Here is a 24,043-nt window from a genome sequence, read left to right on the forward strand (position 1 = left end):
TCCCGAGCGCAGAAGCCCTTTTTCCCCTCTGAACATTCCACGCCGCCCGCCGACCAATGGCATCATATGGGCCTACGTCAGTCACCGATACGCCCCCATATCATGTCGAATCTCATCGTCCACGGCGGCACCCCGCTGCGCGGGGACATCAAGCCGTCCGCGAACAAGAACGCCGTCCTGCCGATCCTGTGCGCCACCCTGTTGACCGATCAGCCGCTGCGCCTCGTCGGCGTGCCGGACATCACCGACGTGCGCAAGATCCTCGACATCTTCCGCACGCTCGGCAGCGACGTGTCGGTCGACTTCGCAACGGGCATTCTCGAACTCCACCATCGCAACACGAAATTCGATCCTGCCGTCCACCGGCTGCCCGAAGCGATGCGCTCGTCGATCATGCTGATTCCGCCGCTGCTCGCACGCTTCGGTGTCGCGCGCCTCGAGAACGACGTGAAGGGCTGCACGCTGGGCGTGCGCGAAATCGATCCGCACGTCGAAGTGTTCGAGCGCTTCGGCGCGCACATCCAGCGCACGCCGGATTCGCTGATCGTCCGTGCCGATGGCCCGCTGACGGCCAACGATCACTGGCTCGACTACGCGTCGGTGACGACCACCGAGAACTTCGCGCTGTGCGCGACGGTAGCGAGCGGCACGTCCACGCTGATGAACGCGGCATCCGAGCCGCACGTGCAGGAGTTCTGCCAGTTCCTCGCGATGATCGGCGTCGCGATCGAGGGCATCGGCACGTCGCGCCTCTGCGTGACCGGCGGCGCGCGCCTCGGCGGCGGCGAATTCCGCTTCGCCGAGGATTTCCATGAAATCGCGACGTTCCTTGCGCTGGGCGCGATCACGGGCGGCGACATCACGGTGCGCAATTCGTCGCCGGAGCATTTCCCGCTGATCGACCGCACGTTCGCGAAGTTCGGCGTGACCGTCACGCACCGCGACGGCTGGTCCCGCGCGGAACGCGATGGCCCGCTGCGCGTGCGCCGGCCGTTCACGCAGAACATCCTGACCAAGGTCGAAGCCGCACCGTGGCCGTACCTGCCGGTCGACCTGCTGCCGATCTTCATCGCGCTCGGCGTGCGCGCGGAAGGCAGCGCGATGTTCTGGAACAAGGTCTACGACGGCGCGCTCGGCTGGTCCGGCGAGCTGTCGAAATTCGGCGCGCACGTGCTGCTGTCCGATCCGCACCGGTTGATCACGTTCGGCGGGCTGCAACTGACACCGGCACGCGTCGAAAGCCCGTACATCATCCGCGTCGCGATCGCGCTGCTGATGGTGGCCGCGAGCATCGAAGGCCGCTCGGAAATCATGAACGCGCTGCCGATCCGCCGCGCGCATCCGCATTTCGTCGAAAACCTGCGTTCGGTCGGCGCGAACGTCGAGTGGACGACCGGCGAGTAACGGTCTTCCGGATGCGGCGCGCGTAACGTTCGCGCCGCATCCGACTCTCCCGCTTTTCACGTTCGATCGGCGGCGGCGACGCGCGCCGGTCCGTCTTCAGCCATCGGCCGCGGTCCGGCTCGTATCGGCCTCTGCCCTCGCCTTCATTCCCCTTCCACGCCGTCGACATTGTCCACGCCCATGTGGTCGAGGCGCTTACACACCGCCGGCACGCTTGCGCGATTGCTCAGCAGCGTGTCCCGCCTCATCGGCGCTCAGATAAATGGATTTCGCAACACTGGACCGCCCTCCACGCGCAAGCCGTCGTGCATGGCCTCGGTGTACAAGTATTCGCAACCCTCGATCGAAGCAGTTGCCACGATGCAGGCATCGTAGAAGGACAAGCCGTGCCGCTCCGCCAACCTTCGCGCCAGATCATGTGTGTCGACCGTGATCGGCACGACTTCGCACAAACGCCGGATCGGCTCCAAAAACTGCCCCACGTCGCTCCACGGCATCCGCAATTTGCGGCTGCAAACGCTGGCAACTTCGTTCAGTACCTGGACGCTAATGGTCGGCCGCTGAAGGAACAGCGCCTCCGAACGGTTGGCCTTGGTTTCGTCCTCGGACAGCAGATAAAGCACGACATTGCTGTCGACGAACGATTTCGCCGACTCAATCACGCTCATTTGCGTCGTCTCGGCTGAACTTGAAATCGGCGGGCAGCTTGCCCCTGAAACGCCTCAGCCGCTGCAGCAACTCGTCGGGGCGCGGCTTGCGACTTACCGCGAAAACGCGAGGGGCGTCGACCACAATTTCGATATCGTCCCCTTCTCGGAGCTCCAGTGCATCGACCACGCTGGCTGGAAGGCGGACCGCCAAGCTATTGCCCCACTTTGCAACCTGCATATGAACCTCCATGGATATACATCACTTAGTGTTTATCTTCGGTGCTATCCCGCAAAGCTGGCCCAACGGCTAGCTCACGACCTCGGCACGTCGTGTTGCCTGCCGAATCGCGCGATAATCGCCCATTCCCGCGCGAATACCGCGCACCCACTGCTGCGCCACCGACGATGAAAAAGCCCGACCTCGACCGACGCGACTGGATTGCCGGCCTCGAAAAAGGCCTGATGATCCTCGAGGCGTTCGACAGCCAGCACGCGCGGATGACGCCCACCCAGGCCGCCGCCCGCACCGGCCTCACGCGCACGGCCGCACGGCGCTACCTGCTGACGCTCGAATCGCTCGGCTACGTGTACACCGACGGCAAGCTGTACGGCCTCACGCCGCGCGTGTTGCGGGTCGGCTGGTCGTACTTCGATTCCGCGCGCCTGCCGCGCACGGTCCAGCCCTATCTGCAGCAACTGAGCGCGTCGCTGAACGAATCGGCCTACGTCAGCGTGCTCGACGGCTGGGAACTCGTGTTCATCGCACGCAACGGCGTGTCGCGCGTGATGACGACGGGCTTCGTGCTGGGCGCACGCGTGCCGGCGCCGCTGACGTCGCCCGGTGTCGTGCTGCTCGCGCATCACCCGGACCGCGAGGCCGTCCGCGCGTGGCTCGACGATACCGAGCTCGCGCCATTCACGCCGCACACGATCACCAACAAGCCGCGCCTGCTCGAACAGGTCGACCACGCGCGCGACGCCGGTTTCGCGGTGATCGAACAGCAACTGCAGGTCGGCGTGCGCGGCATCGCGGTGCCGCTGAAGAACCGTCATGGCGAAGTCGTCGCCGCGTTGAGCACGAACATGCCGATCGGCACGGAGACGACGGACGCGGCCGTGCGCCGCGTGCTGCCGCATCTGCAGGAAACCGCGCTCGCGATGCTCAACGTGCTGTAGCGCTGCGCACACACGCGTCATGCCCTCGCCGGCAGCCCGTCCGGCACGTCGCCATCACCCGATCCGCCACCACCTCGGCAGCAGATCGCGCACTTCCCGCCGCCGGTAACGATCGTCGATCAGATGCACGACGCCCTCGTCGTGTTCGGTGCGAATCACCCGCCCGGCCGCCTGCACGACCTTCTGCAAGCCCGGATACAGATACATGTAGTCGTACCCGTTGCCGAAGCGCACGTCCATCGCGCGCCGCATCTGCTCGTTGACGTCGTTGACCTGCGGCAGCCCGAGCGTCGCGATGAACGCGCCGATCAGCCGCTCGCCGACCAGGTCCACGCCCTCCGAGAACGCACCACCCAGCACCGCGAAGCCGACACCGCGCCCGCCCGCGTCGAAGCGTGCGAGAAAGGCATCGCGCTCGCTTTCGGCCATGCCGGGGGCCTGTGCCCACACCGGCACGTCCGGATGGCGCGTCTGCATCAGCGCGACGACGCGTCCGAGATAATCGAAGCTGCTGAGAAAACCGAGGTAGTTGCCGGGTCGCGTCGCGTACTGCGCGGCGATCAGGTCCGCGATCGGTTCGAGCGAGCGATCGCGGTCGCGCCAGCGCGTCGATACGTGGCTCGCGACGCGCACGGTCAGCTGCTCGGCACGGAACGGCCCGTCGACGTCGAGCCAGCCCGTATCGCCTGGCAGCCCCAGCGTGTCGCGATAGAAATGGAACGGGCTCAGCGTGCCGGAAAACAGCACGGTCGCGCGCGCGGCTTCGTAGCGCGGCGCGAGAAAGCCGGCTGGAATCACGTTGCGCACGCACAGCGTCGACTGGATACGGCGCCGGCGGCCGGCCGGCGCGACGCCGTCGAGCCCCGACTGGCGCGGCAGCGGCTCGCCGTGCAGCGTCGCATCGAAGATCGACGCGCTGTCGAATGCGTCGGCGAGCACGCCGAACTGGATCGCCTCGAAATGAAAGCGCAGCAGCGCGTCGCCGTTCGCGCGCGGTGCATCGGTCAGGTGTTCGCCGATCGCCGCGACCAGGTTCTGCACGGCCGACACGATCGGGCCCGGAATCTCCGGGTAGGCCGCGTAGCGCTCGGCCTGCGCTCGATTGACCGTGCCCCACGCGCGCGCGAGCCGGTCGAACGCCTTGCGCAACGCCGCCGGCGCGGCCTCGCGCGCGGCGGCGAATGCGAACGGGTCGAGCGATGCGCTGTACATCTTGCGCGCGCGATCGAGCAGGTTGTGCGCCTCGTCGACGAGCACGCCGACGCGCCACTGATTCTGCTGCGCGAGCGTGTGCAGCATCGCGCTGCCGTCGTAGTAGTAGTTGTAGTCGCCGATCACCATGTCGGACCAGCGCGCGAGTTCCTGTGCGAGGTAGTACGGGCAGACGTCGTGCGCGAGCGCGGCCGTACGGACGGTCTCCCGATCGAGCAGCCCGGCGCCGATCGCCGCGTCGCGCGCGGCCGGCAGCCGGTCGTAGAAGCCTTGCGCGAGCGGGCACGATTCGCCGTGACACGCGCTGTCCGGATGCTCGCACGCCTTGTCGCGCGCGACGAGCTCCAGCACGCGCAGCGGCAGCGCCGGCGTGCCGGCGCCGAGCGTGGTGGCCGCTTCGAGCGCGAGCGCGCGTCCGGGCGTCTTCGCGGTCAGGAAGAACACATGATCGAGCTCGCCCTCGCCGCACGCCTTCAGCAGCGGGAAGACCGTGCCGAGCGTCTTGCCGATGCCGGTCGGCGCCTGCGCCATCAGGCAGCGCTCGTCGCGCGCCGCCCGATACACGGAAACCGCCAGCTCGCGCTGCCCGCTGCGGAACTGCCCGTGCGGAAACGTCAGCGCACGCAGCGCGGCGTCGCGGGCCGTGCGATGTGCGGTCTCGCGCTCGGCCCAGCCGACGAAGCATGCGCACTGTTCGGCGAAGAATGCGGCGAGCGCGCTCGCGCCCAGCGTTTCCGTCAGCACGGTCTCGCGCTCGGACACGATGTCGAAGTACACGAGCGCGACGTCGATTTCCGTGAGGGCGCGCGCGTCGCACATCAGATGTGCATAGATCTTCGCCTGCGCCCAGTGCAGCGCGCGGTGATTGGCCGGCATCGCGTCGAGGCTGCCGCGATAGGTCTTGATTTCCTCGAGCCGGTTCGCGACCGGATCGTAGCCGTCGGCGCGCCCGCGCACGGTGAGCGTGCCCCACGTGCCGGTCAGCGCGATCTCGGTCTCGTAGCGCGCGCCGCGATTCGAGGTAACGGCGCCGTGGCCCGCGATGCCTTCGAGCGCGGTCGGCGCGGGCGTGAAACGCAGGTCGAGATCGCCGCGTCGCGCGGTGAACTCGCACATCGCCCGCACCGCGACGACATAGCTCATGCGGACAGCCCCGCCGCTTCGGCCTGCTCGACGTTCGCGCCTGCCCATTCGACATCGACCACGCGCACCGGAATGCCGTGCGCGACGCAATACGCGAGCCAGCGCGTCTGGTTGTCCTGCAGCCGGTCGCCGGGGCCCTTCACCTCGATCAGCTCGTAGCGACGCTCGCCGGGCCAGAACCGGACGAGATCGGGCAGCCCCGAGCGGTTGCTGCGAATATCCGCGAGCAGGCGCGTGAACCACAGCCGCAGATGCTCGGCCGGCAGGCATGCCAGCGCCTCGTCGAGCAGTTCGTCGGTCAGCACGCCCCAGAACACGAACGGCGACTGCAGCCCCGCCTTCGTCGCGTAGTGGCGGCGGATCGTGTCGCGATACGCGCCCGAGTCGAGTTGCGCGAAACAGGCAGCGAACGCATCCGTGCGGCGTAGCGCGAAATCGGGCGCGTGCAGGTCGGCCGGGCCGCGCTGGAACGGGTGAAAGAACGCGCCGGGCACGGCCGCGAACACGGGCTCCCAGCACAGCAGTCCGAACAGCGAATTGATCAGCGTGTTCTCGACGTAATGAACCGGCGCGCCGGGCTGCGCAAGATGGTCGCGCACGGCGAATTCGACGCTGACGAACGCTGCGGGCCGCACGAGCACGAGCGTTTCGCGCGGCACGCCTGGCGCGGCGGTGGCACGTTCGACTCGCTGCCCGAGACGGCGCTGCAAGCGCGGCAGCATCCGCTCGACGCGCTGACGCTCCTCGTCGCTTTCGAAGCCGCCGCGCGCATCGAGTGCCAGCGCGAGCGCGTCGTCGTCGCGTCCACCGCGCTCGAGCACGCGAATACGCCGATGACGGCTGCCCGGCCACGCGCTGCGCGCATACGCGTCGAGCGCGGCGGCCCAGTCGGCGCGGCGCTCGCAGGTCTGCCCGAGCGTGAACAGCAGCTTCGCGCGGCGCGTCGCGAGCCACGGCTGCGCGCAGCCCACCGCGTCGATCGCGCGCAGCAGTTCGTCGAACGGCAGGTCGTCCGGCCATGCGTCCAGCGCTTCGCGGCAGGTCTGCAGCGCAAGATACGCATCGACGTCGGCGCGCTGCTGGAACGCGCGCGACGACGGCGCGAACGGCACGCTTTCGTACTGGAACACGCCGAGATCGGCGAGCACGAATTCGCTCCAGTCCTGATGGAGATTGCCGAAGAACATCAGCCGCAGCCGGTCGCATAGCGCGCCAACCGTCACGCGCAGCACGCGATCGCCGGCCTGCTCGCCCCATGCGTCGAGCGCTTGCGCAACGTCGTGTGCGGGCCGCAACCGTTCGAGCCATTCGGGCTTGCGCTCGCCGGCGTGCGCGGCGAGCGACGGGAACATAGTCAGCAGGTCGGCCTTGGTCGACAGCGCGAACAGCTCGTCGAGCGTGAGCGCGGGCGCCTGATCGACCCAGCCGAGTTCGACGAGCGGCGCGGCCGCGTCGAGCGTGCCGCCGATTTCGTCGTACACGAGCTTGCTCGCGCGGAAATCGCACCCGTTGCGCATCAGCATCCGCACGAGCAACGCGCGCGCCGCCTGCGGCAGCCGCGCGAAATCCCGCAAAAATGCGTGTTCGCGCTCGTCGAGCAGGTCGTCGTAACGCTCGCCGAGCCAGGCTAGCGCACGTTCGAAATTGGTCAGGTAGTAAAACGCCGGGGGCGTCGGCGATGCAGGCGTCACGAGAATCGATCACTGTACGTTTGTACAGGTTCGAATCATATCAAATGTGCCGAGAAATGCCGCACGCGGCAGCGCCGGCCGGTAGGCCGCACCGGCCCCGATCAGAACTGATAATTCACCGACATGTCGAACACGCCGTTCGTCGTCTGCTGCGTGATCGGGCTGCGCGCCGCGCGGCCGACGAGCTGTTCGATCGCACCGTCCATCGTCACGAACCAGTGCTTGTTGACGAACCAGACCATCGTCACGCCGGCGCCGAACGACTTCATCCCCGCGCCCGACGAATAGGTCGGCAACCCGGAACGCGCGGACGCACCCGGGTTCACGCCGAACCAGCTGTTCATGTAGCGCGAATCGGCGAACGATACCGTCGGGCCGGCGAACCAGAAGAAGTTCTCGTTGCTGCCCGGCAGCGGCATGTAGGCGGAGAAGTCGCCGACCCAGCCGTTCGAGCCGCCGATGCTGCGCCGGACATCCGCGCGCAGCACGAGCGGGAAATCCTTCGAGATCACGTAATCGGCCGCGAGCTTCATCACCGGCGCGGCGTTGATGTTGTCGACGCCGTTCAGGTGGCCGAGATCGTCGGCCGAGCGGCGCCCGAGGTCATAGCCGACCGACATGCTCACACGCCAGTTCGGCCCGCGCAGCACGTTCGCGCCGAGCCCCTCGCCCGTCGACAAGAAGAACAGGTCGCGATAGCGCAGGTCGAAATTCGGGCCACCCATCACGCGATAGCGATCCGAGCCCGCATAGCGCGGCTGCAGCGTCATCGCGGCGCCGACGCTGACCTGCCACGTGGGGACGGTCGGATTGAACAGCTTCTGCAGTGGCACACCCGCCGAGTATTGCCATTCGCCGAGCGGCGAAGGCGTCTGGGCCGACGCGTCGCGTGCGCCGGCCGCCGCCAACGCGGCGAAGGCCGACAGGCCGGATACGAACCGGCGTGTGCCGGGTGACAGCAACGGGCGAGCAACGGTCATCAAGGCGGTCTCCGTCGGTTGCGCGAAACGAACCTGAGGGAAAGCGCGTCGCGTCGGTTCGACTGCCACGGCAGGCAGTCGACGTCGCGAACGTAGCGTGCGCTGAATTAGTGAACATCCTACGCGACACGCGCGAAGCCGCAAAGCGCCCGTTGAGCACGGGCACTTTGCCGGATTCCGGCACGAGACGACGAATGGTTGCGGAATCAGAAACGCTCGATGTGATAGTCGCCGGCGAGTGCGGCCGGACTGCGCGTCGACATCATGCGCGAGAAGCCGTCCGCGAGCCGCCCGAGCGCAAGCTGCTTCTGGCTTGCGTCCCAGTGCGTGTAGGTGTCGTATGCGGAGTCGTCGAACGACACGGTGACGGCGACCGGGCGGCCGCTGGCGCGAAAGCCGATATGCAGCACGCCGCCCGGCAACTCCTCGATGTGATAGCGCAACGAACGCGATTCGAAATAGCGGCCCAGCACCTGAGCGATCGCGCGCTTGTCCGGCGATTGCACGTGAATGTCCATGATGGTCCTCCTGTCAGTAATCGCGCGGCCGACTGCGTTTCGCTGCACCCGCCCGGCTTCCGCATCCGGATCGGCGGCGGCTGCAACGGCGGATCACCCCGGGGCGGGCCCGGTGGCACGGGCGGATCGACCGGATCGTCGTGCTCGGGCAGGGTCGGGTCGGGATCGACGTCGGGGGTCGGTTCGGGGCGGTGCAGGATGGATCGGGGGTTCATGTCGCTCCAGCGCGTCGGCTCGCGCGTGTCGATTGACGCGGCGACCGCGCGCAAGCAGCGTGCCCGAGCGTCTGTGCAACCGCGCGACCGGTCATGCGTCGTCAGCCGCCACATCGTGCACCTGCCGCGGCGAACTGCACCGCGAGCGCGAACGGACCGGACGGCGCGGATGGCGTAACCCGCGCCCGTGGGGCGGCCCGCGCAGGCAGTACGGTTCCGTTCACGGACCTCGTCCATCCCGTCGAACATGCACGCTCGGGCCGACAAGCCAGCGATTCACGCTTCCCTGGATCGAACCGCTCGCGCCCATGGCTGAAATCACCGCCGCATACGTTCGCGTCGTAACGTATCCTTTTTCTGGGTTCCTTCATCACGCTGTCTTCTCGTCCACGCCGGCGGCGGGCGGGCCATGCGTCCGCCGGCCCGGCTGGCTCGACGGCTGCAAGCGCCATGTCACCGACACCGCGCGGTACGACGCTTGCTCCCGTCGTTACCCATAAGGAGGTTCGACCATGTCCGTTTACGCCACCGGCCGCCGCGACGCCGTGATACCGGCCGCCGGTGTACTCCCGCTCGCCGCGTCGCGCCCGCCGTCCAAAGACAAGACGGAGGAACGCATCGACGAAGGGCTCGAGGAGACGTTTCCGGCCAGCGATCCGCCCGCCGTCGGCGGCGCGACCCGCATCGACCCCACCAAGCCGTCCGGCGAACGCGAACGGCGCGCGCCCGACGCCCCGCCACCGCCCCGCGATCACGGCTGACGGCGGCATCCGGGTCAGCGATACGCGGCAGCGTAGCGCCGGGCCGGCGAAAACCGGAGTCAACTGATGAAACGCATGGAACGTGCATGGCACGAAGTCAGCGGCGCTGTCGGCGTCGCGGCGCTGGCCGCGATCGAGAGCGCGCTGGTCCTGGCAATCGTCGTGATGACGGGCGTCGGCCACTGACCGTCGCTTGCGGCCCCGCCCCGGCTGCCGCCGTGGAGGATGTACAAAACGGCTGGCAAATTTCTCCGTGGCCCGGCCGCGTCAGGCCCGATGTGTGCCGACCGAACGCGGCACGCGTCCTGCTCCCGGATCGTCTCGCTCACGAAGGAGGCGTTCATGTATCGCGTCAACGAGATCATGTCGCGCGACGTGGTGTGCGTCGCGCCGACCGACACGATTCGCCATGCGGCCGCATTGATGCAGCGCTTCGACATCGGCGTGCTGCCGGTCTGCGACGGCACCGAACTCGTCGCGATCGTGACGGACCGCGACCTTGCGGTGCGCGCACTGTCGCACGGGCATTCCCCCGACACCCCGGTCAAGGCGGTCGCCTCCGCGCCCGTGCAGTGGTGCGTGGAGGACGACGGTGTCGGCGATGTGCAGCAGCGGATGGCCGACGTGCAGTTGCACCGGATGCCGGTGCTCGACGGCACGCGGCAGATCGTCGGCATCGTATCGCTGGGCGACATCGCGACACGCGCAGGCGGCCCGGCACGCGACGAGCTGGCCAATACGCTCGAGGACGTATCGTTGCCGCGCCGCCGCTGACTTACCCCCTCACCAGTGCGCTCGCGCGTCGCGTCGTATGCGCCGCGCCGCTTCGACCAGGAACTTGCGATGACAACGTACCGACCATGCGCGCATGCATACGCGCATGGTCGGCGACGGCGGCCGCTCGGCCGGCGGGCCGGGGCCCGGCGTGATGGCCGCCCGCACGCTGGAAGGCGAACCCGTGCTGACGTTAGACGGCGACGCTATCGGCAAGGTCACCCACGTCATGCTCGACGTCCGCTCCGGCCGGATCGCGTACGCGGTCGTGGCGTCGAGCGGTTTTCCGGGACTCGATGACCAGCTGCTCGCGGTGCCGTGGAACGTGCTGACGCTCGATGTCGAGCGCCGCTGCTTCGTGCTGCCGGTGCCGACCGGGCATGTGCGCGCGGCGCCGGGTTTCGAGAACGATCGCTGGCCTGTGATAGCGGATCCCGCATGGGCCGAGGCGCTGCACGCGTACTACGGCTCGTCGCCGTACTGGCTGATCGAGGAAGGCGAAACGGCGTTCGACTCGCCGCCTTGCGAGGCGTCGCCTGATGGCCCGGAGAACGACACGCGGCACTGACGCACCGGCTCGCCGTGCGGATCAGTGCGCGGCCGCGATCGCATTCGCAAGTTCGCGCGCGGCGCTCAGGTGCCTCCTCAACATCGTCAGCGTGCCGGCTGCGAACGCGCGGAGCTGCGGGTCGCGCCCGGTGCGGGCCTCGGCTTCGTAGAGCCGGATCGCGCCCTCCTGCGCATGCGGCCCCGCCAACGCGATGTAACCCTGGTCGAACGCGCGGCCATGCATGGTTCGCAGCACCGTCACCGCCGGATCGACGAGCATCCGCGCCTGCACGGGCACGCCCTTTTCCGCGCCGAGCCGGCGCAGTTCGCCGGCAATGCGGCCGTGATCGTCGACCATCCGACGCGCGAATGCCTTCACGTCCGGATTCGACGACCGATCGAGCGCGAGCTGGCTCGCCTGCAGTTCCGTCTTGCCGATGATGCCCGCCTTGTCGACGAACTCGGCGTCGATGCCGGTCGGCCGCCGCGTCATGTCCGCCTCGTCGGCGGTCGCGCCGGGCCGCACGACGCCTGGTTCGACCAGAACGGACGAAGCAGGCGGCGCCTGCGCCGGCACGAATGCCGGTGCGCCGGATACCGTGAGCACGCCCGATACCAGCAAGCACACGGTGCCGGTGAACGTGGCGGTGCGGTGCGGGTTCCGGTTCGTGCCGTTCGATTTCATCCGGGTCTCCGTATCTGTCGACGGATCGGGCCGGCGCTTGCCCGCGCGTCAGTGGCGCCGTCCGGTTCCACCTTTCGTCGCGTCGTCGTGCGACACGTCGACGATCACGCCAGCCAGCGTCGGCATGTCGACCGGCTTGCACAGGTACGCATCGAAGCCGGCGGCCATCACACGGCGCCGGTCCGCCTTGCCCGCATGCGCGGTCACCGCGACGACGGGCAGGTGCTTGCGGCCGTTCGGCAGATGCCGGATGCGGTCCAGCAGCCAGTACCCGTCGCCGTCCGGCATCGCGAGATCGGACAGCACGACACTCGGGTGCTGCTGCGCGACCGCGTCGAGCGCATCGTGCCCCGATTGCGCGGTCGAGACCTGCGCGCCCAGCGTCTCGAGCGCCGCCGCAAGGCTTGCGCGCGACGTCGCGTCGTCGTCCACCACCAGCACGCGCTGGCCGTCGAGCGCGACCGCGGTCGACGCGCCGCTCGGCCGCACCGGGTGACCGTTCGGATCGTCGGCGCCCCAGTCCACCGGCAGCATGACCGTCACGGTCGTGCCGCGCCCGGCGCCTTGGCTCGTCGCCGCAACCTCGCCGCCGTGCAGCCGCACGATGTTGCGCACGATCGACAGGCCGAGCCCGAGGCCGCGCTTCGGCGACGCGGATGCGCCTTCCGGCCGGTTGAACGTGTCGAACAGGTGCGGCAGGCGTTCCGCAGAAATGCCCTGGCCCGTGTCGGCGACCGACAGCCGTACACGCGCGCCGGCCCGGGTCAGCGACACCGTGATGCGGCCGCCCGGCGGCGTGAACTTGATCGCGTTCGACAGCAGGTTCGACAGCACCTGGCGCAGGCGCTCGCCGTCCGCGGAGATCACGCAGTTGGACAGCGCGCACTCCGTCGTCAGCACGAGGTTGTTCGCCTCCGCGGTCGTGCCGAGTTCGCGCACAGCCTCGCGCACGACCCGCACGAGGTCGACCGGTACGCGTTCGATGCGCATCCGGCCGGTCGCGAGCGACGACGCATCGAGCAGGTCGCCGACCATGTGCGACAGCGACCGCGCGCTGCGATCGATCGCGTCGATCGCCTGGTGCGAGAATCCCTGGCCGTTGCCGTTGCGCAGCACCTCGACCCAGCCGTAGATGACGTTCAGCGGCGTGCGCAATTCATGCGACACGGTGGCCAGCAGTTCGTCCTTCAAGCGGTTCGACTCGTCGGCCTGCACGCGTGCGTCGTGCGCGCCGCGCAACGAACGCAGGTCGCGCCGTTCGTCGCGGCGGCGTTCGTGCGCCTCGCGCAGCGTCATCGACACGCCGGTGCAGTTGCCGTGCGCGTCGACGATCGGCGACGCCGAGAAGGTCGCGCGAAAGCAGCCGCCGTCGGTTCGCACGCACAGGATGTCGAGCGCGCCGGCGCTCGCCCGCACGTTCGCGAACGACGCGGGAACCGGATGCAGCCGCAGCCAGCGCGGCGCGATCAGCGTCGTGACGTCGTGCCCGATCACCGCCGCCGCGTCGATGCCGAAGATCCGCCGCGCCGCCGGGTTCCAGCTCGTGATCCGCCGTGCGGCATCGACGCCGATGATCGCGTCGGGCGATGCATCGACCACGCGGCGCAGCAGGCTGTCGTCGGGCGAGCCCGGCGCGGGTGCCGGTTCGTGTCGCGGCGCGCGTGGGTCATCCTCTTCGACATCGATGGCGTCGCGCATCCGGTCGTTGGCAAGCAGCGGCTTCACGGCCGTCACGAGCACGCATTCGACGAAGCTGATCGCGACGAATGCGCCGGCCTGGACGAGCAGCACGGACATCGGCGCATCGCGCCACCACCACGCGCCGATCACGGCCACGCTCGCGGCAGTCGCGGCCAGGCCGCCGCCGAACGACGTCAGCCACGCCGCGGCAGCGACACCGGCATAAAAAGGCAGCGGCGCAAACGGTTCGTACGCGCCGACGACGTGAATCGCCCACGCCTGCAGCGCAGACGCCAGCGCGACGGTCAGCACGACCCATGCGCCCTGCCATAACAGCCCACGGGTAAAGGTCCTCATCGTGTCCTTGCATCGCCCCGGCTAGCGTCGTTCGACGGCATGCCGCCTGGCGGTCGGCAGGTCGCCGAGCGTGCCGGGCGAGCCTGCTGACCCAAGCAACGCGCGTGCCCGGCGCGCGACGCACGGCGGCGCCCGTGCGCATGACGGGCACCGTCGTGCCGCTCAGTCATCCACTGCCGTGCCGGGGAATGCGATTTCACTTGCCTTTCGATTTTTCATTGGTTGTCTGTAAAAAGGCAACGATGAACCGTGTCGGCTGCTGCGCATCGACCGCGCGGGGCCGCGATCGAGTCTTCCTTGCAGCCTCACCCCGCACATTGGAAATTTCTATACTGCGGCACCTTTCATGCCGTTTCGCTGTCGATGATAAATATTGCAACCGTGGAAATGCGCGATGCCGATTTTCAAAACGGCCCGCTAATGCCTATGGGTGATTCTGCCAACCGTCCGAAGCCACGCGCCGACCTGCGCCGGCTGTCCGGCCGCTCCGCGGCGATGCGCACGCTGCTCGGCCGTATCGAGAAAATCGCTCCGACCCGCGCCAGCGTGATGATTGCCGGCGAAAGCGGGGTCGGCAAGGATATCGTCGCGCGCCGGCTGCACGACCTCAGCGAACGCCGCGACGGGCCGTTCGTGCCCGTCAACTGCGGCGCGATTCCGCCCGACATCGCCGAGGCGCAATTGTTCGGTCACGAGAAAGGCAGCTTCACCGGCGCGATCGCGCAGCGCGAGGGTTTCTTCGAGGCCGCGTGCGGCGGCACGCTGCTGCTCGACGAGATCGCGGAAATGCCCGCGTCGTTGCAGGTGAAGCTGCTGCGGGCGCTCGAATCGAACACGATCGTGCGGGTCGGCGGCACCGAGCCGATTCCGCTCGACGTGCGCATCGTGTCGGCGACGCGCCACAATCCGGCCGAAGCCGTGCGCGATGGCCGGCTGCGCGAGGACCTGTTCTACCGGCTCGCCGCGTTCGCGCTGTACGTGCCGCCGCTGCGCCAGCGCAACGGCGACGTCGAGGCGATCGCGCAGGAATTCGTCGACACGCTCAACGCGCGGCACCGCTCGCACAAGCGGCTGACCGATGCCGCGATCGCGGCGCTGCGCGCGTATTCGTGGCCCGGCAACGTGCGCGAGCTGTACAACACGATCGAGCGCGCGTATATCCTCGCGGACGAAGGCATCGACGTCACGCTGCCGAAGCAGACGATGCTGCCCGACCACACGTCGGACGACGCGATGGCGCTGCCGCTCGGCGCGACGCTGCACCACGCGCAGCAGCGCTTCATCGCGGCGACGCTGCAGCACTTCGACGGCAACAAGCCGCAAGCCGCGAAAGCGCTCGGCATCAGCCTGAAGACGCTCTACAACCGGCTCGCGCTGATGCGCGACAGCGGCCAGGCCTGAGCGCCGCCGCCGCGAGCATCACGGGGGGCGGACCGGCGAACGCCGGCCGCGTCACCCGACACCGGTCATGCGACCTTGAACTGCCCGACCGTCGTCGCCAGCGCGTTCGCCTGCGTCTGCAGCGCGGTCGCAGCGGCAGTCGACTGTTCGACCAGCGCCGCGTTCTGCTGGACCATTTCGTCGAGCTGCGTGACCGCGCGATTCACCTCCTGAATGCCGCGCGTCTGTTCGTTCGCCGCGTGGGTGATCTCGGAAATGATCGTCGTCACGTTGGCGACGTTCGACACGATCTCGCGCATCGTGTCGCCGGCCTGGCGCACCTGCCCCGACCCGGCCGATACGCTCGCGACCGTCGACTCGACCAGCACCTTCACCTCGCGCGCCGCCTGCGCGCTGCGCTGCGCGAGACTGCGCACTTCCTGCGCGACGACCGCGAAACCGCGGCCCTGCTCGCCCGCGCGCGCCGCTTCGACGGCCGCGTTCAGCGCGAGGATGTTGGTCTGGAACGCGATCCCGTCGATCACGCCGATGATGTCGCCGATCCGGCCCGACGCTTCCTCGATCTTCTCCATCGTCGACACGACGTCCGACACGACCACACCGCCGTGCGACGCGATCCGCGACGCCGCGGCCGCCCGTTCGTCGGCCTGGCCCGCAGCCGCGGCCGACTGGCCGACGGTCGCGGTGATCTCTTCCATCGACGCGGCCGTTTCCTCGAGGCTCGCCGCCGCCGATTCGGTGCGCGACGACAGGTCCTGGTTGCCGGCGGCGATTTCGTTCGCGGCGGTGCGCACCGATTCGCTCGCATCGCGGATCTGGCGCATCACGTCGTTCAGCTTGTCGACGAAGCTGTTGAACGAGCGCGCGATATCGGCCACCTCGTCGCGGCCTGCGGCCGGCAGGCGCTGCGTCAGGTCGCCCGTGCCCGAGCCGATCGACGCCATCGCCTGACGCACCTGCGACAGGCGGCGGAACGCGGTCGTGGTGATCGCGCCGACGATCAGCGACGCGACGCCGACGATCACCACCAGTGTGATCAGCGACGCGGTCAGCAGCGAGCGCATCCCGGCCGTCGCTTCGGATTTGTCGAGCAGGACCAGCGCATACCAGTCGGTGCCCGGCACGGCTTGCGCGCGCACCAGCTTCGCGTCGCCGCCGACGTGCACTTCGACCGGCGCGGTGGCGGCCGCCAGCGACGCGGCGCTCGTCCCGCCGAGGTCCGGCGACACGTCGGCGACCGGCTTCAACGTGAGCTTCGCGTCCGGATGCGCGACGACGTGGCCGCTGCTGTCGATCAACATCCCGAAGCTCGCGGGCGTCGGGCGGATCGACTTCACGTTCGCGATCACGCTGTCCATCGCGACGTCCGCGGCGACGACCCCCTTGAGCGCGCCGTCGCGCAGGATCGGCACCGCAAACGTGACGACCAGGTTGCCGGTGCCCGCGTCGACGTACGGCGGCGTGACGACCGGCTTGCCGGCCTGCGCGGCCTGCTTGTACCACGGCCGGCCGGTCGGGTCGTAGTCGGGCGGGATGCCGGTCGGATCGGAGAAATGGAATACCTTGTCCGCGTAGCCCGCGTAGACGTTCGTGAAGCCGCCGGCCGCAGCCATCTGCTTGAACACCGGCAGCGGATCGGGCGACAGCGCGGCGTCTTGCAGCGACGCGATCATCCGGCTCCGGGTCGCGACCCAGTCGCCGATGCCGACCACGTGGCCGCTCGCGACGGATGTCAGGTTGCGGTCGATCGCGTCGTCGTTGTACGAATGCGCGATGAAGTAATTGATCAGCGTGGTGGCGGCGAGCGCGAATACGACGATGGCGACGCACGCGGCAAGGATGCGGGTGCGAATGGACGAGAACATGGTGACGACTCGGTAAGAGAGCGCGAACGCCCGGTGGACGAATTCACCGGGTAAACGGCATTCGCGCAGCTTACTTGAGGTCGTCGTGACAATTCGATGAAACGTATGACGAAACGCGTCGACAACCGTAAGGACGTTGTCAGGACGGTTTCGTGCGGCGGCCAGAAGGGTCGCCGCTGACGCCGCAGCTCGCGCCGCGCCGGCAGCGGCGACGGTCCGTCACAAACGGCGGCTCGTAGCGGCTTCGTCGTGCTCGCGATGCGACGCCCCGCCCGGCGCGTCGCCGTCGAGTTCGTCCTGCCTTCGCATCCGCTCTCGCAGGTGGCGAATCGCGAACACGTGGATGTAGTCGTGCACGCGCGCATCGGACGACAGCGCACGCACTTCGTCATCGAGCATCGTGCGCAACTGGTCGGCGCCGATCGCACGTTGTGCGGCGACTTCCTTGAGTGAATCGAGCAAATTGTCCTGTGACATCGACGGGCTCCTGACGGTCGAGGAACGAAAGGAAAAGATGACGCTACCGGAAGCTTAGAGACTGGACGGCTGCGCGGCGTACGATGCGCCGAAGCATGTTTGCGCGCGATCAACGGCACCTTGCGTGCCGCCGCGGCGATTCGTCGACGAATCGGTCCGCACACAGATTCGCGGCGCACACGGCCCGCGAACGACTGGAAGCATTGCCACGCCCCCCGGAGGCGCGACACCGACGCTCACGCGGACGGTGAAACGTCGCGCGACGTCGCTGCAGTGGGAAACTTAGACCGTCCGAAAACCTGCGTCAAGCAATGCCATTCGTCAGTCGGAATGGATCGGTTCGCGACGCCCGGCGTGGCACGCGTTCCCGCCGGGAATGGGCCGCCGCAGCCGATCCTCGCCCTCGCGTGTCAGCGGATTCCGATAGGCCGCGCGCAATGCCTGACAGCGACTTCAGCCCGCGCCGATTGGCAGCGCGCCATGCCCGACCGATACTGACGTCATGAACCAGGCGTTCATGACGGGTCATCGCCCAGCCGGCCATCGAGCCGGCACGCGGGGTCCGGTGCAGGAGACCAACCATGGTGGCACATCGCAACTTCCCGACCCGAGACGGACAGCGGCGCGCACGCGCGCAATCCGCTCCCGCCGTGTCGGCCGGCATTCGCCAGCCGGAGGATCTCGACGGATTGCTCGCGCTCGCGCGTGAGTCCGGCTTGCTCGTCACGCTCGACGGGCAGATCGGCCGTGAGAAATACCAGAGCGTCGCGGGCTCGGTGCTCGCGCTGCAGCGATTCGCCGCCGCACTCTGCGCGCGCGTCGATGCCGCACCGGTCGTTGCGGCACCGCGCCGCAAGACGCGCCCCGGCTGGCCGCGTCTGCGCGATCGCGCACCGGGCGGACGCGGACGCCCACATGCCGTACGCCGCCGTGCACGTGCCTGCCGGAGCGCCCGCCACCGGCACGACCTGCGGGCATTACACGGCGCCTGACGGCGCACGCAGCCGCCGCGGCACGGGGAGCCGCGGCGCGACTGCGACGCCCGTCCGACAGCGTCTGCGGTGCGAGCCAGCGCATCGCGTGCCAACCTGCGCCGTTCCGCACGGCGACCACAACCAAGACAATCCTGCGAGGAAAGAAGACCGCACGGGGCCAGGAAAGCGGACGGGGTGACATGCGCCCCGTCCGTCGTCCAAGGCAGCCGCCGGCTGCCTACCCTCGTGCCTGAGAGTGCTCGACCGGATCGCGTGCCACGCGATGCATGGCACGGCTCCGGAAATCGGTTGAATCGAAACGGTGCCGCACGCGCGCTCGAGCGCGGCTGTCGAATGGCATCGTTGCACGCCGTCGCGCACGGGCGACCGACGATCCGCCACGCCGCACGCGGCGCCACTGTGTCACGCAACGCGCCTGACGTCTCTGATTCAGGTCAATGAAAACTCGGATCGCCTGCACGGCGATGCGATCTTTACGTCGCGCCGCGCACGAGCAGCACCGGCACCTGCGCGAGATGGGCGATGCGACGCGCGACGCTGCCGATCAGCCACGCGGCGATGCCGCGCCGGCCGTGCGTGCCGACCACCAGGAGTTCCGCATGCCAGTGCACCGCGTCGCGCATCAACGCGTGGGCGACGTCGTCGCTGGTCGCGCGCGTCTCGACGATGCCGCGCTTGGTCGGGTTGCCGGTTGCATGGAATAGCGGGCCGATCCGCGCCAGCGCCTCCTCGCCCTCCGCGCGATACGCATCCTCGAGTGCGCGCACCGGCACGAAATCCGTCAGACGAACCGCGCGATCAACGACATAGGCCGCGTACAGCAGCGTCGTCGGGGCCGCGAGGCCGAGCCCGATGCGCGCCGCATGCAATGACGGCTCGCTACCGTCGACCGCAAACATCAGGCGTTGCAGCGGGCCTTCCGAGGGTCGCGCATAGTCGGCGGGCACGATCAGCAGCGCGCAGCGTGCGCGCGCGGCCAGCGTATCGGACATCGCACCTTCGACGAGCCGCAGCAGCCCGTGATGCGGATTGGCGCCGACCACCAGCGCGTCGGCATGCCAGGTCGACGTTTCGTTCGCGAGTGCATTGGCCACCGTCCCGCCCGTGACCGACGTATCGACGATCACCTGCTCGACCGCCGCGCCGCTGTCGGCGAACAGCGCGGCGGTCCGGTCGAGCACCGCCTGCGCTTCGCGCGCCATGTCCTCGCGCGCCGACGTCAGCAGCGCATCGATGCGCGGGATGTCGGGCAGCACGAGGCGCGGATTGTCGATCGCGCAGACGATGCGCACCTGCATGCCGGGGCGCAGCAGCGTGCGTGCGTAGCGCGCGGCGGACAGCGATTCCGGCGTGGAATCGACGGCCAGCGCGATCCGGGCGAGCGGCGGGATGGACGGGGCAGATTGCATGGCGAAGGTCTCCTTGCGGGCGCGTCGTCGCGAAACGACGACCGAAGCTTCGCGCGGAGGCGGCACGCGGCGGACGGACGGCCGGTGCGATCGCGGGGATCGGCGGATGGCCGCACGAAGCGCGGACAGGCGATTCAAACAGCATATGACGTCCGGCCCGCACCTGCATGATCCGGATCAATCCCCGTGCGGGCCGCGATGCACCGCGTGCGCGTTTCCGGCACGCGGCACGGCCGTCTTCGGCCGGTTCGCTTACGACTTCGTCGACGCAGGGGCGGCCGCGCGGTTCGCATAGAACACCGCGTACGCGATGCCGAGCAGCACGATCCACACCGGCCCGATCACGAGCGCGACGCGCGTGTCGGGTGTGAACGCCATCAGCACGACGACCAGCGCGAGAAACCCGAGCGCGATGAACGAGCCGAGCGGATAGAACGGGACGCGGATCGGCAGGCGCGCGACCTGGTCGGCCGACAGCGTGCGGCGAAAGCGCATCTGTGCGACCAGGATCACGCACCACGTCCAGATCGCGCCGAACGTCGACACCGACGTCAGCCACGTGAACACGTGCTGCGGCGCGAGGTAGTTGAGCAACACGCCGATCAGCAGCAGCGCGACCGACAGGGCCACGCCGTACACCGGCACGCCATTGCGGTTCACGCGGCCGAGCTGGCTCGGCGCCTGGCCTTGCTGCGCGAGGTTGTACAGCATCCGCGCGGTGCTGAACAGGCCGCTGTTGCACGACGACAGCGCCGCGGTCAGCACGACGAAGTTGATGATGCCGGCGGCGGCCGGGATCCCGAGCCGCGAGAACGTCATCACGAACGGGCTGCCCTGCGTGCCGATCTGGTCCCACGGGTAGAGCGACATGATCACGAACAGCGCGCCGATGTAGAAGATCAGCACGCGCCAGAACACCGAGTTCACCGCCTTCGTCAGCGACTTCTCCGGGTTGCGCGCCTCGCCGGCCGTGAGACCGAGCATCTCGACACCGAGATACGCGAACATCACGATCGGCAGCGCGCCGATCACGCCGTCGAGGCCGTTCGGCATGAAGCCGCCGTGCGCCCACAGGTTCGAGATGCCGGTCGCGACGCCACCGTTGCCGATGCCGAACGCGATCATCAGGCCGCCGCCGATGATCATCAGCACGATCGTGACGATCTTGATCAGCGCGAACCAGAACTCGAATTCGCCGTACAGCTTGACCGCGATGAAGTTCACCGCGCCCATCGCCGTGAGCGCGGCGAGCGCCCAGATCCAGTTCGGCACGCCGGGGAACCACATGTGCATGTAGACGCCGACCGCGGTGATTTCCGCCATGCAGGTGACGATCCACACGAACCAGTAGGTCCAGCCGGTCAGGTAGCCCGCGAGCGGGCCAAGGTAGTCGCGTGCATAGCGGCTGAATGCGCCGGCGACCGGATTGGTGATCGCCATTTCGCCGAGCGCGCGCATGATCAGGAAAATCGCGATGCCGCCCAGCAGGTAGGTCAGCAGGATGGCCGGGCCGGCGGTGCGAATCGCGGTGGCGGAGCCGAGGAATAGGCCGACGCCGATCGTCGCGCCAAGCGCCATGAGGTTGATGTGCCGCTCTTCCAGCCCGCGGTGCAGCTGGTCTTCTGGTTGTTTCAAGTCCGTCTCCTGGCAGCCGCGCACGGGCCGCCGTCATTGTCGATGTCAATGCGCGACCGTTCATGCCGTTACCGGCAAACCGAAAACGAAACTCCCCGCCGCCGTTTTCCGGATGAAAAACGATACGGATAATGCGTTACTCCGATTGGAATCGCCGCGGATTATCGACATTTCCCGGAACAATCCGGAAAACGGATCGGGCCTTTCACGGAATACGCCCGCGCGGCCCGTCCGACGCGGCTGTGCGCGTGGCAGGCGACAACGGGATCAATCGCTTTCGGCGCGAACGAATGCGCGTCGAAGGTGCGCAATCAAGCGCACGCAATATGCAGGCGGGATTATAAGAAACATCAGACGTTTCGCGCCAGCCGATTTTCGCGCGGGATCGAGCGCGTGAAAATCGGTGACGGAAATTCGGATAGGCGCGCCAGGCGCGCGATTTATTTGGACAGCGTCGCGCGCACCGTATATTCGCCTTTCAGCGCCGCGTGTTCAGGCCGCACGAAATACCGCGACGCATCCAGATCGGCCGGCAGCGGTTCGACCGGATAGCCGTGCTTCTCCCACGCATCGAGGCCGCCCTTCAGCGCCTTGATGTGGTGGAGCATCTTCTTGCGCTGCATCTTCGCGATCAGGCGCTTCGCGGTCGCCTCGTTCGGGCACACGCAATACACGACGATCGGCCGCTTCAGCACCTCCGGATCGAGCAGGTCCGGCGAATCGAGATCGACCGGTACCGCACCGGCAATCCGGAACGGCTCGCGCTCGCGGATCGCGCGCGGACGCGCATCGAAGATCAGCGGCGGTTCGTTCGACGTCATCATCTCGACCAGCTGCGGCGGCGAGATCCGCACCTGCGCAAGATAGCGGCGGAACTGCACGCGGCGCACCCAGCGGTACAGCAGGAACGTGATGAAGATCGCGAGGAACGCATCGAGGATCGTGCCGCCGCTCGCGCGCACCCACAGCACGAACTGGACGATCTGGTCATGCACGGCTGCGCCGCCGATCAGCCAGAACGCAGCCCACAACGATGCGCCGGCCAGATCCCAGAACAGAAACACGCCGATGCCGATCGCGGTCGTGCCGAGCAGCGGCGCCGATACGAGGCCGAGGCCCGGCAGGAATTTGGAGAGGACGAGCAGCGGTGCGCCGTATCTTTCGAACACGTTACGCGCGAAGCGCAGCGTCGTATCGAGCGACAGCGAGAAGCGCACGAGCCCGTTCAGCAAGCGCCGACCACGCGTGCGGCCCATGAAGAACCACATCGAATCGGCCAGCATCGTCGCGCCGATCGCCGCCGCGAACATGCTCGCCCAGGACGCCTGCCCCATCGCCGCCATCGTACCGCCGAGGATCAGCATCGGCACGGCCGGCACCGGCACACCGAGCTGCGTGATCAACACGCTGGCGAACACGGCCCACGGGCCGAGCGACGAGGGAATCGCAATGGGAAAGTGCCACACGACGGCGCTCCTGGAAGACATGCGGACCGTGCGACGGGGCGGCCGCCGATACGGCTGGCAGCGATCGCCGCGGCACGTCCGCAGCAGACCCTGCATCACCGGCATTCTAAACGGGTTTGACCAAGCTCGCGCGGAACGGGCACCGTCGCTGGCGGCTCGGGACGGCCGGCAGCGCGGCCGGCACGCTCACGTCCGCGGACGCTGCGCGAGCCCCGCGATGTATTCCGCATATTCGGGGAAGGCGCCGGCCAGCGCCGCCGCGTCCGCAAGCTCGAATTCCGCAAACTCGAAGCCCGGCGCAACCGTGCAGCCGACGAGCGCGACCTGCTCCGGCGACGCGCAGCGCGCGCCGAACCAGCGTCCGGCCGGCACGACCGCCTGGAACACGGTGCCCGGATGCGTGAGCGGATTGCCGAGCCGGTGGATCGTCAGTCCGTCGTGCTCGTCGAGCACCCACACCTCGAGCGGATCGCCCGCGTAGAAATGCCAGACCTCGTCCGAACGGATCCGGTGCCACGACGAATACGCGCCGTCGCACAACAGGTAGTAGATCGCGGTGGACGCCGCGCGCGCCGCGCCGTCGGCCGGGCGCACGACCGAGTCGGTTGCGCGGTAGGTTTCCCGGAAATAGCCGCCCTCGGGATGCGGCTGCAAATCGAACTGGCGAATCAGGTCGGCGGCGGAGATCGGCATGGCGGATGACGTCGGTGAAGTATTGAACCGGGCACGCGACGGTCGGCCCTGCCGAGGGCAAACGCGCTCGGGTGCCGTCGCGTGCCGCTGCGTCGATCGCCGCGGCCATGCGGGCGGCGACTGGAGCGCGCGCACACGCGGCGCGCGACGATGAAGCGAACACGGGGCGATGCTGCCAGAAGTGCGGGCCACGGCGCAACTGGCCGCCCCCGCTGGCGGGCGTCAAAGCCGTCGCGCGAACGCGCACGATGTCGTTCAGCGCAGCCGGCGCGCCATCCCGCAGGCGCTCACGCCAGGCGCGCGCCGC

At 68.4% G+C, this 24,043-nt stretch carries 21 protein-coding genes; 7 read left to right on the forward strand and 14 right to left on the reverse strand.

The window, feature by feature from the left end:
* Positions 1 to 102 precede the first annotated feature (102 nt).
* On the forward strand, positions 103 to 1,404 hold the full coding sequence (locus GEM_RS20990; protein WP_014899396.1) for a UDP-N-acetylglucosamine 1-carboxyvinyltransferase: 1,302 nt from the start codon (positions 103 to 105) through the stop codon (positions 1,402 to 1,404).
* Between the two features lie 254 nt (positions 1,405 to 1,658).
* Here GEM_RS20990 and GEM_RS20995 read toward each other — a convergent pair whose 3' ends face one another.
* Together GEM_RS20995 and GEM_RS21000 are read right to left on the reverse strand one after the other, a co-directional pair.
* The gene (locus GEM_RS20995) at positions 1,659 to 2,072 is read right to left on the reverse strand and encodes a PIN domain-containing protein (protein ID WP_014899398.1); all 414 of its coding nucleotides are present in this window, start codon (positions 2,070 to 2,072) and stop codon (positions 1,659 to 1,661) included.
* The gene (locus GEM_RS21000; RefSeq protein ID WP_014899399.1) at positions 2,059 to 2,292 is read right to left on the reverse strand and encodes an AbrB/MazE/SpoVT family DNA-binding domain-containing protein; all 234 of its coding nucleotides are present in this window, start codon (positions 2,290 to 2,292) and stop codon (positions 2,059 to 2,061) included. Before GEM_RS21000 ends, GEM_RS20995 begins: the two co-directional genes overlap by 14 nt.
* 167 nt (positions 2,293 to 2,459) lie before the next feature.
* Between GEM_RS21000 and GEM_RS21005 the strand changes: the two genes are divergently transcribed.
* The gene (locus GEM_RS21005; protein WP_014899400.1) at positions 2,460 to 3,230 is read left to right on the forward strand and encodes an IclR family transcriptional regulator domain-containing protein; all 771 of its coding nucleotides are present in this window, start codon (positions 2,460 to 2,462) and stop codon (positions 3,228 to 3,230) included.
* A gap of 54 nt (positions 3,231 to 3,284) precedes the next feature.
* Here the strand turns inward: GEM_RS21005 and GEM_RS21010 are convergent, their stop codons facing one another.
* The 4 genes from GEM_RS21010 to GEM_RS21025 all read right to left on the reverse strand — a co-directional run bounded on the left by GEM_RS21010 (position 3,285) and on the right by GEM_RS21025 (position 8,774).
* Positions 3,285 to 5,585, reverse strand: a complete 2,301-nt coding sequence (locus GEM_RS21010; protein WP_014899401.1) for an ATP-dependent DNA helicase — start codon at positions 5,583 to 5,585, stop codon at positions 3,285 to 3,287.
* Positions 5,582 to 7,276, reverse strand: a complete 1,695-nt coding sequence (locus tag GEM_RS21015) for a VRR-NUC domain-containing protein (protein WP_014899402.1) — start codon at positions 7,274 to 7,276, stop codon at positions 5,582 to 5,584. The genes GEM_RS21010 and GEM_RS21015 overlap by 4 nt, the downstream gene beginning before the upstream one ends.
* Before the next feature lie 101 nt (positions 7,277 to 7,377).
* Positions 7,378 to 8,256, reverse strand: a complete 879-nt coding sequence (locus GEM_RS21020) for a MipA/OmpV family protein (protein WP_014899403.1) — start codon at positions 8,254 to 8,256, stop codon at positions 7,378 to 7,380.
* Positions 8,257 to 8,462: 206 nt separating this feature from the next.
* The gene (locus tag GEM_RS21025; protein ID WP_014899404.1) at positions 8,463 to 8,774 is read right to left on the reverse strand and encodes a hypothetical protein; all 312 of its coding nucleotides are present in this window, start codon (positions 8,772 to 8,774) and stop codon (positions 8,463 to 8,465) included.
* 727 nt (positions 8,775 to 9,501) lie between these two features.
* Here GEM_RS21025 and GEM_RS21030 point away from each other — a divergent pair.
* The 3 genes from GEM_RS21030 to GEM_RS21040 all read left to right on the forward strand — a co-directional run bounded on the left by GEM_RS21030 (position 9,502) and on the right by GEM_RS21040 (position 11,092).
* The gene (locus GEM_RS21030) at positions 9,502 to 9,750 is read left to right on the forward strand and encodes a hypothetical protein (RefSeq protein WP_014899406.1); all 249 of its coding nucleotides are present in this window, start codon (positions 9,502 to 9,504) and stop codon (positions 9,748 to 9,750) included.
* A gap of 342 nt (positions 9,751 to 10,092) precedes the next feature.
* On the forward strand, positions 10,093 to 10,524 hold the full coding sequence (locus GEM_RS21035; protein ID WP_014899408.1) for a CBS domain-containing protein: 432 nt from the start codon (positions 10,093 to 10,095) through the stop codon (positions 10,522 to 10,524).
* A gap of 94 nt (positions 10,525 to 10,618) precedes the next feature.
* Positions 10,619 to 11,092, forward strand: coding sequence for a PRC-barrel domain-containing protein (locus tag GEM_RS21040; RefSeq protein ID WP_014899409.1), 474 nt, complete (start codon positions 10,619 to 10,621; stop codon positions 11,090 to 11,092).
* A gap of 21 nt (positions 11,093 to 11,113) precedes the next feature.
* On the opposite strand, the gene GEM_RS21045 is transcribed toward GEM_RS21040, so the two are convergent.
* Positions 11,114 to 11,758, reverse strand: coding sequence for a DUF4142 domain-containing protein (locus GEM_RS21045; RefSeq protein WP_014899410.1), 645 nt, complete (start codon positions 11,756 to 11,758; stop codon positions 11,114 to 11,116).
* Positions 11,759 to 11,806: 48 nt separating this feature from the next.
* A complete protein-coding gene (locus GEM_RS21050) occupies positions 11,807 to 13,795 on the reverse strand; it encodes a hybrid sensor histidine kinase/response regulator (protein ID WP_014899411.1) in 1,989 nt (662 codons plus the stop codon).
* Positions 13,796 to 14,158: 363 nt separating this feature from the next.
* Between GEM_RS21050 and GEM_RS21055 the strand changes: the two genes are divergently transcribed.
* The gene (locus GEM_RS21055) at positions 14,159 to 15,196 is read left to right on the forward strand and encodes a sigma-54 interaction domain-containing protein (RefSeq protein ID WP_014899412.1); all 1,038 of its coding nucleotides are present in this window, start codon (positions 14,159 to 14,161) and stop codon (positions 15,194 to 15,196) included.
* A 65-nt stretch (positions 15,197 to 15,261) separates the two neighbouring features.
* Here GEM_RS21055 and GEM_RS21060 read toward each other — a convergent pair whose 3' ends face one another.
* Complete coding sequence (locus tag GEM_RS21060) at positions 15,262 to 17,061, reverse strand: methyl-accepting chemotaxis protein (protein ID WP_014899413.1); 1,800 nt, start codon at positions 17,059 to 17,061, stop codon at positions 15,262 to 15,264.
* A gap of 219 nt (positions 17,062 to 17,280) precedes the next feature.
* Positions 17,281 to 17,538, reverse strand: a complete 258-nt coding sequence (locus GEM_RS21065; protein WP_014899414.1) for a DUF3562 domain-containing protein — start codon at positions 17,536 to 17,538, stop codon at positions 17,281 to 17,283.
* A 584-nt stretch (positions 17,539 to 18,122) separates the two neighbouring features.
* Between GEM_RS21065 and GEM_RS21070 the strand changes: the two genes are divergently transcribed.
* A complete protein-coding gene (locus GEM_RS21070; protein WP_041490963.1) occupies positions 18,123 to 18,530 on the forward strand; it encodes a hypothetical protein in 408 nt (135 codons plus the stop codon).
* A 476-nt stretch (positions 18,531 to 19,006) separates the two neighbouring features.
* On the opposite strand, the gene GEM_RS21075 is transcribed toward GEM_RS21070, so the two are convergent.
* The 4 genes from GEM_RS21075 to GEM_RS21090 form a co-directional block, all read right to left on the reverse strand.
* Complete coding sequence (locus GEM_RS21075; RefSeq protein WP_014899416.1) at positions 19,007 to 19,942, reverse strand: universal stress protein; 936 nt, start codon at positions 19,940 to 19,942, stop codon at positions 19,007 to 19,009.
* 252 nt (positions 19,943 to 20,194) lie between these two features.
* Positions 20,195 to 21,577, reverse strand: a complete 1,383-nt coding sequence (locus GEM_RS21080) for an amino acid permease (RefSeq protein WP_014899417.1) — start codon at positions 21,575 to 21,577, stop codon at positions 20,195 to 20,197.
* A gap of 440 nt (positions 21,578 to 22,017) precedes the next feature.
* Complete coding sequence (locus GEM_RS21085; protein ID WP_014899418.1) at positions 22,018 to 23,043, reverse strand: rhodanese-like domain-containing protein; 1,026 nt, start codon at positions 23,041 to 23,043, stop codon at positions 22,018 to 22,020.
* Between the two features lie 186 nt (positions 23,044 to 23,229).
* Complete coding sequence (locus GEM_RS21090; RefSeq protein ID WP_014899419.1) at positions 23,230 to 23,736, reverse strand: cupin domain-containing protein; 507 nt, start codon at positions 23,734 to 23,736, stop codon at positions 23,230 to 23,232.
* Positions 23,737 to 24,043: the final 307 nt, after the last annotated feature.

This window comes from Burkholderia cepacia GG4 (assembly GCF_000292915.1).
GTDB lineage: Bacteria > Pseudomonadota > Gammaproteobacteria > Burkholderiales > Burkholderiaceae > Burkholderia > Burkholderia cepacia_D.